Consider the following 13,026-nt stretch of genomic DNA (forward strand, 5'->3'; position numbering starts at 1 on the left):
CCGCCATGCTCAAGACCCGCATCATTCCCTGCCTCGACGTGGCCGACGGCCGCGTCGTGAAGGGCGTGAATTTCGTGAACCTGCGCGACGCGGGCGATCCGGTGGACGCCGCCCGCGCCTATGACGCCGCAGGCGCCGACGAGCTGTGCTTTCTCGACATCCACGCCACCCATGAAAACCGTGGCGTGATGCTCGACGTGGTGCGCCGCACCGCCGAGCACTGCTACATCCCGCTCACCGTCGGCGGCGGCGTGCGCACGGTCGAGGATGTCCGCGCGCTCCTTCTGGCCGGCGCCGACAAGGTCAGCTTCAACTCCGCCGCCGTGGCCGACCCCGACGTGGTGCGCCGCGCCGCCGACCAGTTCGGCAGCCAGTGCATCGTGGTGGCCATCGACGCCAAGACCGTCTCCCCCGGCACATGGGAGATCTTCACCCATGGCGGCCGCAAACCCACCGGCATCGACGCGGTCGCGTTCGCCCGCCTCGTCGAAGAGAAGGGCGCCGGTGAAATCCTGCTCACCTCGATGGACCGCGACGGCACGCGCGCGGGCTTCAACCTGCCCCTCACCCGCACCATCGCCGATGCGGTCTCCATCCCGGTGATCGCCTCGGGCGGCGTCGGCACGCTCGATCACCTGGTCGATGGCGTGCTCGAAGGCGGCGCCTCGGCGGTGCTGGCCGCCTCGATCTTCCATTTCGGCGATTACACCATCGCTCAGGCCAAAGAGCACATGGCCGCCGCCGGCATTCCCGTAAGGACAGGCGCATGACCCTCGAAGAGCTCGAAACAATCGTGGCCGCCCGCGCCACCGCCTCCCCCGATGACAGCTGGACCGCGCGGCTTCTGGCCAAAGGCCCGGAGAAAGCGGCCGAGAAATTCGGCGAAGAGGCGATCGAGGCGATCATCGAAGCCGTGCGCGGCGACCGCGCCCGCCTCACCTCCGAGGCCGCCGACGTGCTCTTTCACCTCCTGGTCATGCTGCGCGCCCGCGACGTGCCGCTGGCCGATGTGATGGCCGAGCTTGACCGCCGCCAATCCCTCTCTGGACTTCAGGAAAAGGCTTCGCGCTCCGAATGATCCGCCATATCGTTTTCTTCACCGCCCGCGACGCCGCCGATCTGGACCGTATCCGCGCCGGGCTCGAAACGCTGGCCAGCATCCCCCATGCGCGCCATTTCGAAGTCGGCCGCAACCTGCATGCCGACCGGCTGACCGGCGCCGAGGTGGATTTCGTGGTCTATGCCGAGTTCGACAGCGAGGACGATCTGGCCGCCTACAAGGCCCATCCGACCTATGCCCGCGCCATCGAGATCGTCAAACCCCTGCGCGACATGCGCATCGCCGCCGACATCGTCGCCTCCTGAAGCGTCCCGCCACCGGGCTTGCACGCAGGCAGCCCCTCGCAGGCGGCCAGACCACCGGCGCGGTTTCTTCTGGCCGGAAATATCCCGGGGGAGACAGTCAAATCCCCCGGATTTGACTGGCGGGGGCAGAGCCCCCATCTTCCTTGCCCGGCCCGCGCCCGGCCTCACAGTTTCGACGAGATCACCCCGGTATTGAACCCGCCCATGCGCAACTCGCCGAAGAGGCGCTGATATTCGATCTTGGGGCACCGGTTCATCACCACATCGACGCCGCGCGCACCTGCCGCCTCGGCGGCCTCGTGGTTTTCGACGCCGATCTGCATCCACACCGTCTGCAGATCGGGAAAACAGCCCAGCGCCTCCTCGACGATGGGCGGCACATGCTCCGGGCGGCGGAAGATATCCACCATATCCACCCCGCCCTCGATCTCGCTCAGGCTGGCTTTCACCTCGGCGCCGAAAACCCGCTCTCCGGCATGGCCAGGATTGACCGGCACCACCTCGAACCCCTTCAGGCTCAGATAGCGCGCCACGTAATAGCTGGGCCTCACGGGGTTCATCGACACACCCACCACCGCCACGCGCTTGGTGCGGGTCAGGATGTCACGCAGGAAGGCATCGGAATAATCATGGCTCATGGGCATCACCCTACCCGGCTTTGCGGAAAGAAAAAAGCGCCCAAGGAATGCCTTGGGCGCCAGTCGCGGAACGAGGGACAGTGAAGTGAAACACCGATGTTCCGTATCGGCGCTTCTGTTATTGAAGTAGGAAACCTTGCGCCAAAATAAAGAGGCGCGGCGTTTCGACCCGGTTCACATTCTCGCGACCATCGCATTAGCGTCGGCCTTTCAGTCGAAAATATCCTCGACCACATCCCAGATCTCGCTCAGCATCTTGCGCCCCAATGATTTGCGCCGCTTCACCGGCTTGCGCCGCGCCCTTTCGCCCAAAGCCAACCGGCGTTCTTCATCCCAGTCCACCTGCACCTTGCGCCGTGGCCCGGACGGCACCGCGCCCGCGGGCCGTCCCATTTTTTTGCGGGTATCATCCTGTTGCGGCATGAACTTCATGTCATGCAGCGGCGCCCCACAGGCCGAACAGCTCAATTCATGCCGGCCCTGATCCAGCACCAGCGCGGCGCGCGTGCCGCAATAATTGCATGTGGCGATTTTCGGTCCCATGGGTCTCCGGCGGTTTGCGTCAGCGTCTCGATGCATATAGGGCGACAGCCGCCGCATTTGAGACGTTGAGCGATCCGAAATCGCCCGAAAAGGCGATTCGCACCAATTCGTCGCAGGTTTCGCGGGTCTTTTCGCGCAATCCCGGCCCCTCGGCCCCCAGAACCAGCGCCACCGGACCCGATCTGCGGCCCTCCAGCGCCTCCTCTATGGTCCGCTCCGCCTCGCCCGCCAGCCCCAGCACCACATAGCCCATGCCCTGCAACGCCTCGATCGCGCGCCCCAGATTGGTCACCCGCAGATAGGGCTGGCGCTCCAGCGCGCCGCTCGCGGTCTTGGCCAGCGCACCTGTTTCGGGCGCCGAATGGCGGTGCGGCGCGATCACCGCGCAGGCGCCGAACACTTCCGCCGAGCGCAGAATCGCCCCCACGTTATGCGGATCGCTCACCCGGTCCAGCAGCAAAACGCGCGGCGGCAATTCCCCCGGCGCACTGGCGCAGACCCCCTCCAGAGGCCCCCAATCCAGCGGCTTGACCTCAAGCGCCGCCCCCTGATGCACCGATTGTGGATCAAGCGGCGCGGTAAACCGCCTTGGATCGGCGATTTCGGGCTCCAGCCCACCCACGGCAATCGCCTCTCCCAGCCGGTCGGCGGCATTGCGCGTCACGATCAGCCGCAGCTTGACGCGCGCAGGATTCATCAGCGCATCGCGCACCGCGTGCAGCCCAAAGAGCCACACGGTCTCGGCCGCGGCGGCCTTTTTCGCCTGTTCCTTCTCGACGACCCAACGGGGTTTCTTGACGGCCATTCCGGTCCCTTCCTTCTGCGGCGCGACAATGCGGGCGCGCATCGCCCGGCGCAAGGCATTTTCCGGTTGACGCTGGTGGGCCGCTTTCCTAAATACGCCCTCACGCTTGGGGCACAGCCCCGGGCCGTGGGCGACAGGCCGCAAGGTGTGGCAGGGGACTGTAACTCCCTCGCGGAGACGCACGCTAGGTTCGATTCCTAGGTCGCCCACCATTATACCCCCTCCAGGATCAGCAAAATTCCATAGCGCGGCACCGCTTTGCACCCTTCTGCCCGCGCGTCATCCCTTCTATACTCCTCCCAAGGCGGAACCGGGCAGAGTGTGTGTGATGGCCAAAAAGGCAGCGAAGGCGACAGCGGCGAAACGAAAAACCGCCCCGGCGAAACCAAAAACCGCCGCGGCGAAACCGAAACCCGTCGCCGACCGGCCCTTCAACATCGTGATCGTCGGACAAGGCGGGCGCCTGCAATACGAAGCGGTGATCTTCGCCGCCTCCCTGCGCGCCCATTCGCCCGATTTCAAAGGCCGCCTGATCGTGGCCGAACCTCAGCCCGGCCCAAGATGGAAGGACGATCCCACCATCCGCGGTGACGACACCCGCGCGCTGCTGGCTGAACTGGACGCCGAGATCGTGCCCTTCACCTCCCGCCATTTCGGCCAGTCCTACCCTTACGGCAACAAGATCGAGGCGCTGTTTGCCCTGCCCAAGGGCGAACCCTTCGTGTTCTTCGACACCGACACGCTTGTGACCGGCGACATCACCACCGTGCCCTTCGATTTCTCTCGCCCCACCGCATCGCTGCGCCGCGAAGGCACATGGCCCGAGATCCAGCTTTATGGGCCGGGCTACACCGCCACCTGGAAATCTCTCTATGACAAGTTCGGACTGGATTTCGACAGCTCCCTCGATCCCGCATGGCCCGATGAATTCTGGCGCCGCTACCTTTACTTCAACGCCGGGTTTTTCTTCTACGACTGCCCGCATGTCTTCGGGCAACGCTTTCTCGACTACGCCCTTGCGATCCGCGACGACGCGCCCCCCGAACTGATCTGCCAATCGCTCGATCCCTGGCTCGATCAGGTGGCGCTGCCGCTGGTGATCCATGCGCTTGGCGGCGGGCGCGACACCCTGCCTTCCGGTCTGCTGGATGGCGCGGTGACCTGCCATTACCGGCTCTTTCCGCTGCTCTACGCCCGCGAATCCGAGCGCGTCATCGAGGTGCTGGAAGAGGTGACATCCCCCAACCGCATCAAGAAGGTGCTTAAATCCCATGACCCGGTGAAGTTCATGATCTACCATGGCCGGGGCCGCAAGGTCCGCGCGCTCTTCGATCAGAACGACCTGCCGCGCAAGGAACAGGCGCTCCGCAACACGATCAAGCGCAACGGCTTCTGGATGCGTTGAAACGCTTCAGGGGCGCCGGCAAACATCCTCCCGCCCAGACACATCCCTTGCGAACGCCGTTCCCATCTGGCGCGCCACACCCGAACAGTGTTCCGCCCCTCTCGTGGCCAGTTGTGACACTCCCGGCAATGCCCTACACATTGCGCCAAGCAATTCCCGAGGGAGGACAATCCACATGGCTTACGGTTTCGACACATTGCAAATCCATGCCGGCGCCCGGCCCGATCCGGCCACCGGTGCCCGCCAGACACCCATCTACCAGACAACCGCCTACGTGTTCCGCGATGCCGAACATGCCGCGGCCCTCTTCAACCTGCAGGAAGTGGGATATATCTATTCGCGCCTGACCAACCCGACCGTCGCGGTGCTTCAGGAACGCGTGGCCACGCTCGAGGGCGGTGCCGGTGCCGTCTGCTGCTCGTCGGGCCATGCCGCGCAGATCATGGCGCTCTTTCCGCTCATGGCACCGGGCTGCAACGTCGTGGTGTCCACCCGGCTTTATGGCGGCTCGGTCACCCAGTTCAGCCAGACGATCACGCGTTTCGGCTGGTCGGCGAAATTCGTCGATTTCGACGATCTCGCGGCGGTCGAGGCGGCGGTCGATGACGACACCCGCGCGATATTCTGCGAATCGATCGCCAATCCCGGCGGCTACATCACCGATCTCGACGCGATCTCCGGCATCGCCGACAAGGTGGGCCTGCCGCTGATTGTCGACAACACCTCCGCCACGCCCTATCTGTGCCGCCCGATCGAACATGGCGCCACGCTGGTGGTGCATTCGATGACCAAGTTCCTCACCGGCAACGGCACCGTGACCGGCGGCGTCGTCGTCGATTCGGGCAAGTTCGACTGGTCCGCCAGCGGCAAGTTCCCCTCCCTCTCGGAACCCGAACACGCTTATCACGGCCTGAAATTCCACGAGACATTCGGCCCTCTGGCCTTCACCTTCCACGGCATCGCCATCGGCCTGCGCGATCTGGGCATGACCCTGAACCCGCAAGCCGCGCATTACACGCTGATGGGCATCGAAACCCTGTCCCTGCGGATGCAGCGTCATTGCGAAAACGCCGAAAAGATCGGGGCTTGGCTCGAATCCCATCCGGCGGTCGATCATGTGACCTATGCGGGCCTGAAATCCTCGCCCTATCATGACCGGGTCGCGCGGATCTGTCCGCGCGGTGCCGGCGGACTCTTCACCGTGGCGCTCAAGGGCGGCTATGATGCCTGTGTCAAGCTCGTGGACAGCCTCGAGCTCTTCTCGCATGTGGCCAATCTGGGCGACACCCGTTCGCTCATCATCCACTCGGCCTCGACCACCCACCGCCAGCTCACCCCCGAGCAGCAGAAAGCCGCGGGCGCCTCGCCGAACGTGGTGCGCATCTCCATCGGGATCGAGGATGCCGACGACCTGATCGCCGATCTGGATCAGGCGCTGGCCAAGGCGGGCGGCTGATCCGTCTGCCCAAACGTTCTGCGCGGTGTATCGCACATCATCGGGGTCGCCTCACACGGCGGCGGCCCCGTAGCCGCCAGCGCAGAATCCTTTCCCTCGGCGGGAAGCTGCTGTAGACTCGCGGTGCTGCGGGACAGACTCCCAAAGGCCCTGACCCGATGCTAGTGCAGTACAAATGAAACCGAATTTCGCCCTGACTCTCTCTTTCGACGGCATCGGCCTGTTGCACCGGGCCGAAGCGGGATGGCACTCCGTTGGCGAGGTTTCGCTCGACAGCTCCAACCTTGCGACCAAACTGGCCGATCTGCGCGCCATGGGGCTGGCACTCGATCCGTCGGGCATGACCACCCAATTGGTGATTCCCGACGAACAGATCAAATTCCTGTCCTTTCCCGCCTCGGATGCCGACCACGACGCGCTGGAACAGGCCGTGCGCGACAATCTCACAGGGGCAACCCCCTATGCGCTCGAGGATCTGGTGTATGACTGGACGCTCGATGCAGGACAGGTGCATGTCGCGGCCGTCGCCCGCGAAACCCTCGCCGAAGCCGAGGAATTCGTCAGCGCCCATGCCTTCAACCCGGTCAGTTTCGGGGCCAATCCCCGCTCAGGGCAATTTGCCGGCGCCCCTTGGTTCGGCAAGACCGCGCAGGCCGGCCAGCACATCCCCGAGGGCGAGACGCTCGATCCCGACACCGCCCCGATCCATGTGATCGGCCCGGCGCCCCCGCCCCCTGCGGATGCTGCCGAAACCGCCGACCCCCCGGCCTCAGACCCAGCCGACAGCGCCGCGACACCGGCCCTTGCCGACACAGCCCAGTCCGACGCCAAGACCGCGCCGGACCTCAACGCAGCACAAGCACCTGACGAAGCACAAGCACCTGACGAAGCACAGACGCCCGACGAAGCGACTGCACCCGAGGCCGACACGCAATCCATCGAAATCCCGGCCCCCGACGCCGTCTCCGACCCTCAGGCGCCCGCCGAACCCGAGACCGACCAGGCACCCGTCAGCCCCCCGATCGCAGCACCCGGTGCCGATCAGACACCCGCCCCGGCCTTCCGCTCGATCCGTGCCACCCGCGACGAACCCTCCGCGCCGCCCGCCGCACCACGCCTCGAAGGGGCCGACCGCAGCTTGCGCACCCCGGACGAGGCGCCTCCCGTCACCGGTCAGCCCGAAGACGCCCTCTCCGAGCGCAACGCCTCGCGCCTCGCGGCCTCTCTCGCCGCCGAACCGCAGGACCGGCTTCACCCCGCGCCCGCCGAGCCCCCCGCCGAAACAAGCGCCGCCTCCTTCTTCTTCGCGCGCCGCTCGAGCGAACCGGTGCCCGCCACCGTCGCGTCCCCTCCGCCCCCCGCCGACGAAAAGCAGCGCATGACCATCTTCGGCGCGCGCGAACCCGTCGAAGTCGGCGGCAAGCCGCGCTATCTGGGCCTGATCCTCACTGCCCTCCTGCTGCTCTTCCTGATCGTCGTGGCCGCATGGGCCTCGGTCTTCGCCGAGGACGGCATCGCCCGGCTCTTCCGCAGCGCGCCCGAACCGCAGATCGCCGAAGTCCCCAAACGCCCCGATCCCGCGCCCGCGCAGACGCAACCGGCCCCCACCGATCTTGCCGCCCTGCCCGACGCAGGCGCAGACACAGACGCCACCATCGACGCGCCCGCGCCCCCCGACACCTCGTCGCTCACCGCGCGCCCCGACCCGACCGAGCTTTCGCCCGACGAGGCGCTGGCCCGCTATGCCGCCACCGGCATCTGGCTCATGGCGCCCGAAGCGCCCTCTGCACCGGGCCTCATCACGCTCGACGATTTCTACCAGACCTCGATCGACACGCGGGTTCGCTCCTCGGATGCGGTGGCCCTGCCCGACATCCGCAGCCTCCGCCACGAGGCGCGCCCCGAAACCCCCGCCGCTCCGGCCCCCGCCGGCACCCGCTTCACGGTGGATGAGCGCGGGCTCGTCGTCGCCACGCCCGAGGGCGCGCTGACACCTCAGGGCGTTACCGTCTTTGCGGGCCGCCCCGCGCTAACCCCTCCGGCCTTGCCCGACAGGCCCACAGCCATCGCCAGCGCATTGCCCGAGGCCGAAACCGCGCGCCTTCTGGGCGTGCGCCCGCAGCTGCGCCCCGACACGCTGGCCGAACAGAACGAGCGTGCCTCTCTGGGGGCCGGTGGACGCAGCCTGGCCGAACTTGCCACACTGCGCCCTCGGTTGCGCCCCCCAAGCGCCCAGCAGACCGCCCAGCAGGCCGCGGCCACGACACCCAATGTCGATCCCGATGCCGTCGCCGCCGCCCTGGCCGAGGCCGCCTCGGAACCCGATCCTTTCGCCTCGGCAACGCCACAGGCGGTGACCGCCTCGCTCAAGCCCATTCCGCGGCCCAATAATTTCGACCGCACCGTCGCCCGCACCCGCGAGGCCGAACAGGCCACGCCCGTCGCCGCCAATCAGCGCATGACGCCAAGCGCGCCCACCGCCACCACCGTGGCCCGTGCCGCCACCGACCAGAACGTGATCTCGCTGCGTCAGGTCAACCTGATCGGCGTTTACGGCACCCCCACCAACCGCCGCGCCCTCGTCCGTCTGGCCAATGGCCGCTACGAAAAGGTCAAGGTGGGCGACAGGCTCGATGGTGGGCAGGTCGCCGCCATCGGCAATGACGAGCTGCGCTATCTCAAACGTGGTCGCAACATCGTGCTCAAGATGCCGCGCGGCTGATCCTCTCCAAAACCCGGCCCCGCCGTAAAATACCGCCGCCGCATTGCGGCATTCCGGCGAAGTCTCTACGCTTGGCGCGAAAACGGCACCGGCCATACGGCCGCTCGCCGCTCTGCAAGGCGCATTGCACATGGAAGGCTTTCTGTTTCAGGCCACGATATTTCTGGCCGCTGCCGTCATCGCCGTGCCTCTGGCGGCGCGGCTGGGGCTGGGGTCGGTGCTGGGCTATCTGGCTGCTGGCATCCTGATCGGGCCGGTGCTTGGCCTTGTCGGCGGGCATCAGACCACCGAATTACAGCATGTCGCCGAATTCGGCGTGGTGATGATGCTGTTCCTCATCGGCCTCGAGCTCGAGCCGCGTGCCCTTTGGGACATGCGCCACAGGCTTCTGGGCCTTGGCGGGCTGCAGATCACCCTGACCACCGCTGCCGTGATGGGCGGCGCGATGTGGTTCGGCCACCCATGGAGCATCTCTCTCACCGTCGGTCTGGTCTTTGCGCTGTCCTCCACGGCGATCGTTCTGCAAACCCTCAGCGAAAAGGGGCTGATGCAAACCGGCGGAGGGCGCTCGGCCTTCTCGGTGCTGCTGACGCAGGACATTGCCGTGATTCCGATGCTGGCGCTTCTGCCGCTGCTCGCCCTGCCCAAATCCCCCGAAATGGTCATGGGCGAGGCGCTAGAGCGCATGAACGGCACCGCCCCCGCCGCAAAGCCCGAGGCCGGCGCCCATGCCGCCGCCACCTCCTTCATCGAAAGCCTGCCGGGATGGGGGGCCACGCTCGTCACCATCGGCGCTGTCGTCGCCATCATCCTGACCGGCATCTATCTCACTCGGCCCGTGTTCCGCTTCATCCACGCCGCCCGCCTGCGCGAAATGTATACCGCCCTGGCGCTGCTGATCGTCGTGGGCATCGCCTTCCTGATGAACCTCGTGGGCCTCTCCCCGGCGCTTGGCGCGTTTCTGGCGGGCGTCGTTCTGGCCAACTCGGAATTCCGGCACGAGCTGGAAAGCGATATCGCCCCCTTCAAGGGGCTGTTGCTGGGGCTGTTCTTCATCACCGTGGGGGCTGGCATCAACTTCGAGGTGCTGGCGCGCGCGCCCTTCACCGTGATCGGCATCGCTCTGGCGCTGATCGTGCTCAAGGGCGCAATCCTGTTTTTCCTCGGCCTCGCCTTCCACCTGCGCGGCCGCAACCTGTGGCTCTTCACCCTGTCACTGGCACAGGCGGGCGAATTCGGCTTCGTGCTGATCTCCTTTTCGGCGCAGGTCAATGCCCTGCCCCCGTCGATGACGGAAATCCTTCTGCTGATCGTGGCGCTGACGATGCTCATCACGCCGCTGCTCTCATCTCTATGACTGCTCTCGAGCGATGGAGGATGTCGCCGACCGCAGGAAGCGACCATATCGACGAACAGGCGCCCGTCATCATCGCGGGCATCGGTCGCTTCGGGCAGATCGTCAACCGGCTGGTGCGCTCGAGCGGCTTCAACACCGTGGTTCTCGATCACGACGTGAACGCCATTCAGCGGATGCGCCGTTTCGGGATCAAGGGCTTCTTCGGCGACCCCACCCGGCCCGAACTGCTCCATGCCGCGGGGCTGGCCCATGCCAAGGTGCTCGTCGCCGCCCTCGACAACCCCGAGGCCACGACCCGCCTTGTCGCCTTCGCCCGCCGCGAACGCCCCGACCTGCACATCATCGCCCGTGCGCGCGACCGCACCCATGTGTTCCGGCTCTACAAGGCCGGGGCAGATGACATCGTGCGTGAACTCTTCGACAGCTCCCTGCGCGCGGGCCGTTACGTGCTCGAGAATCTGGGCCTCACCGAATTCGAAGCCGCCGAGCTGGAAAAGACCTTCTACCATCACGACCGCCAGTCCGTCCGCGATCTGGCCGCGCTCTGGGACCCCGAGATTCCCACGACCCGGAACGCCGCCTATATCGAACGCGCCCGGGCGCTCGAACGCGAGTTGGAAACCATGCTCCTGTCGCAATTGGAAGAGACCGCCGAGCCACCCGACAAAGACCCGCGCGACGGGTGATCCCGGCGCGATGTCGCGGGTTTGCGTACGGAAGGGACACAATTTCCGGGATAAGGCCCCGGTTTCGTCCTGAACGCGTGTAGGTTTCGTACGAATTGTACGCAACTCACGCTTCCGAAACGCCCGCCTCCGCAAAGCTCGCCATGCCCGAATGACAGGCCAGCGCGGCCTTCAGAATGCCCACCGCAAGCGTCCCGCCCGACCCTTCGCCAAGCCGCATTCCCAAGGACAGGATCGGCTCTTTTCCAAGCCTTTCCAATAGCTTGGGATGTGCGACTTCGGCGCTGATATGGCCTGCGACCGCATGATCCAGCGCCCCGGGCTGCGCCGCATCAAGGCACGCCGCCGCCGCGCCACAGATAAAACCGTCCAGAATCAAGGGGATACGCAAGACCCTCGCGCGCACCATCGCGCCCGCCATCGCCGCCAGCTCCCTGCCACCCAGACAACGCAGGGTCTCCAGGCCGTTGTTTTTGCACGCTTTATTGGCCTCGACCGCGCGTGCCACAACCTCTGCCTTATGGGCAAGCGCGTCCCCATCCACCCCGGTTCCGCGCCCCGTCCACTCTTGCGCCGTCCCCCCGAACACCGCCAGCGCAATCGCCGCCGCACTGGTCGTATTTCCGATTCCCATCTCTCCAACAACCAGCAAATCCGCTTTTTTATCAACGGCTTGCCAGCCAATTTGCAGCGCCTCGACCAACTCCTCCTCGGTCATTGCCGGCCCTTGGGTGATGTCATTCACCGGCTGATCCAGCCTCAGCGCATGCACATCCATCCGCGCCCCGACCGTCTCCGCCAACTGGTTCACAGCCGCCCCCCCGGCTTCAAAATTCGCCACCATCTGCGCCGTCACCTCAGGCGGAAAAGCCGAAACGCCTTGCGCCGTAACCCCATGATTTCCTGCGAAAACTATGGTCTGCGGGGCTGTGATTCTGGCCCTTGGATCACCACGCCAGGCGCAATACCACGCCGCCAATTCCTCCAACCGGCCAAGCGATCCCGGCGGTTTGGTCAACTGCGCATCGCGCGCATGGGCGGCCTGCCGCGCCACCTCGTCAGGCGCGGGAAGCCCTTGAAGAATATCGGAAAATTCAACCAGATCGCTAAACTCTTGGCGCATCCGCTCCCCCGTTGCATGATCTACGCGACCTGTGTATCGCAGCGATGAACACGGACGCAGCCGAAAAAGGCCCCGATTTGAGAAAAAACGACCAAGCCCTTGTCAAAGCTTCGGATTTTGCGCTCGCCCTGGCGCTTCTGACGCGTTTGCCGGTGCATGTGTCCAGCTTCGACCGCGGCGCCCGCGCCGCATGGGCCTATCCGCTGGTTGGACTGGTCTTGGGCGGATTGGCGGCGACCGCGGGCTTTCTCGGCCATTGGCTTGGCTTTGGTCCAGCGATCAACGCATTGATTTCCTTGGCTGTTCTTGTCGTTCTCACCGGTGCAATGCATGAAGACGGGCTGGCCGATACTGCCGATGGGTTCTGGGGTGGATGGGATCCCGCCCGCCGGCTCGAGATCATGAAGGACAGCCATATCGGTACCTATGGCGTGATTGCCCTTTTCTTCGGTTTATCAGCACGTTGGCTCGCACTCTGGATACTGTACGAGGCCAGCCTCGCCGCCGCCTTCACCGGTCTCATTGCCGCTGCGATCCTATCCCGCGCGGTCTTGCCCGCGCTGATGGCCGGCTTGCCCAACGCCCGTGCATCGGGCCTTTCGCACAGCACGGGCCGATGCCCTGCCAGGACCGCATGGCTCGCAGCGGGTCTAAGTATCGGATTTTCTTTTCTTTTATTAGGCGCGTCGGTCTTTAGCGCCGCCGCGCTTGCCGTGATTGCAGGCCTCGCGATGGCGCGCATCGCCCGCGCTAAGATCGGCGGTCAGACGGGCGATGTCTTGGGCGCTACACAGCAAGTCACTGAAATAGCGATCCTTTTCACGCTCGTCGCATAGGCCCATTAAAAAAGCCGCGCCCTGATGGGCACGGCTTGAATTCATGGAACGATTATCCTCACGCAGCGCGTGACACCAGCACTTCATCCA

11 protein-coding genes, 1 tRNA gene and 1 pseudogene are annotated in these 13,026 nt (G+C 65.5%); 9 read left to right on the forward strand and 4 right to left on the reverse strand.

Going from position 1 to position 13,026, the window contains the following annotated elements; all coding sequences use genetic code 11:
* Positions 1 to 5: 5 nt before the first annotated feature.
* Genes hisF through RAZWK3B_RS09895 form a run of 3 tightly spaced genes read left to right on the forward strand, consistent with a single transcriptional unit; the run spans position 6 to position 1,365 of the window.
* Entirely contained in the window at positions 6 to 770 is a 765-nt protein-coding gene (hisF, locus tag RAZWK3B_RS09885; RefSeq protein WP_007814652.1) for an imidazole glycerol phosphate synthase subunit HisF, read from the forward strand.
* Positions 767 to 1,078 carry a phosphoribosyl-ATP diphosphatase gene (locus RAZWK3B_RS09890; RefSeq protein WP_007814654.1) on the forward strand — a complete coding sequence of 104 codons (312 nt, stop codon included), beginning with the start codon at positions 767 to 769 and terminating at the stop codon, positions 1,076 to 1,078. The genes hisF and RAZWK3B_RS09890 overlap by 4 nt, the downstream gene beginning before the upstream one ends.
* On the forward strand, positions 1,075 to 1,365 hold the full coding sequence (locus tag RAZWK3B_RS09895; protein WP_007814657.1) for a Dabb family protein: 291 nt from the start codon (positions 1,075 to 1,077) through the stop codon (positions 1,363 to 1,365). Before RAZWK3B_RS09890 ends, RAZWK3B_RS09895 begins: the two co-directional genes overlap by 4 nt.
* Positions 1,366 to 1,529: 164 nt before the next feature.
* Here RAZWK3B_RS09895 and RAZWK3B_RS09900 read toward each other — a convergent pair whose 3' ends face one another.
* The 3 genes from RAZWK3B_RS09900 to rlmB all read right to left on the reverse strand — a co-directional run bounded on the left by RAZWK3B_RS09900 (position 1,530) and on the right by rlmB (position 3,351).
* The gene (locus RAZWK3B_RS09900) at positions 1,530 to 2,003 is read right to left on the reverse strand and encodes a CoA-binding protein (protein WP_007814658.1); all 474 of its coding nucleotides are present in this window, start codon (positions 2,001 to 2,003) and stop codon (positions 1,530 to 1,532) included.
* Between the two features lie 210 nt (positions 2,004 to 2,213).
* Positions 2,214 to 2,546 (reverse strand): hypothetical protein, encoded by a 333-nt coding sequence (locus RAZWK3B_RS09905; protein ID WP_007814660.1) that lies wholly within the window; start codon positions 2,544 to 2,546, stop codon positions 2,214 to 2,216.
* 19 nt (positions 2,547 to 2,565) lie between these two features.
* Positions 2,566 to 3,351 (reverse strand): 23S rRNA (guanosine(2251)-2'-O)-methyltransferase RlmB, encoded by a 786-nt coding sequence (rlmB, locus tag RAZWK3B_RS09910; RefSeq protein ID WP_037295579.1) that lies wholly within the window; start codon positions 3,349 to 3,351, stop codon positions 2,566 to 2,568.
* Positions 3,352 to 3,479: 128 nt separating this feature from the next.
* Here rlmB and RAZWK3B_RS21175 point away from each other — a divergent pair.
* From RAZWK3B_RS21175 to RAZWK3B_RS09930, 5 genes and pseudogenes are all read left to right on the forward strand, one after another.
* Positions 3,480 to 3,563: transfer RNA gene (locus RAZWK3B_RS21175), tRNA-Tyr, on the forward strand.
* A gap of 116 nt (positions 3,564 to 3,679) precedes the next feature.
* Entirely contained in the window at positions 3,680 to 4,756 is a 1,077-nt protein-coding gene (locus RAZWK3B_RS09915; protein WP_007814663.1) for a GT-B fold glycosyltransferase domain-containing protein, read from the forward strand.
* Between the two features lie 175 nt (positions 4,757 to 4,931).
* The gene (locus RAZWK3B_RS09920; protein ID WP_007814666.1) at positions 4,932 to 6,212 is read left to right on the forward strand and encodes an O-acetylhomoserine aminocarboxypropyltransferase/cysteine synthase family protein; all 1,281 of its coding nucleotides are present in this window, start codon (positions 4,932 to 4,934) and stop codon (positions 6,210 to 6,212) included.
* Positions 6,213 to 6,387: 175 nt separating this feature from the next.
* Positions 6,388 to 8,934, forward strand: coding sequence for a hypothetical protein (locus tag RAZWK3B_RS09925; protein ID WP_007814667.1), 2,547 nt, complete (start codon positions 6,388 to 6,390; stop codon positions 8,932 to 8,934).
* 130 nt (positions 8,935 to 9,064) lie between these two features.
* Positions 9,065 to 10,977 (forward strand): annotated as a pseudogene (locus RAZWK3B_RS09930) (cation:proton antiporter domain-containing protein).
* Positions 10,978 to 11,083: 106 nt separating this feature from the next.
* Here the strand turns inward: RAZWK3B_RS09930 and cobT are convergent.
* Positions 11,084 to 12,100, reverse strand: a complete 1,017-nt coding sequence (gene cobT, locus RAZWK3B_RS09935) for a nicotinate-nucleotide--dimethylbenzimidazole phosphoribosyltransferase (protein WP_007814673.1) — start codon at positions 12,098 to 12,100, stop codon at positions 11,084 to 11,086.
* A gap of 44 nt (positions 12,101 to 12,144) precedes the next feature.
* On the opposite strand from cobT, the gene cobS reads away from it, so the two are divergent.
* Positions 12,145 to 12,936: an adenosylcobinamide-GDP ribazoletransferase gene (cobS, locus tag RAZWK3B_RS09940; RefSeq protein WP_007814675.1), complete on the forward strand. Its 792-nt coding sequence runs from the start codon at positions 12,145 to 12,147 to the stop codon at positions 12,934 to 12,936.
* Positions 12,937 to 13,026: the final 90 nt, after the last annotated feature.

The organism is Roseobacter sp. AzwK-3b (assembly GCF_000170875.1).
Classification (GTDB): domain Bacteria; phylum Pseudomonadota; class Alphaproteobacteria; order Rhodobacterales; family Rhodobacteraceae; genus Roseovarius; species Roseovarius litoreus.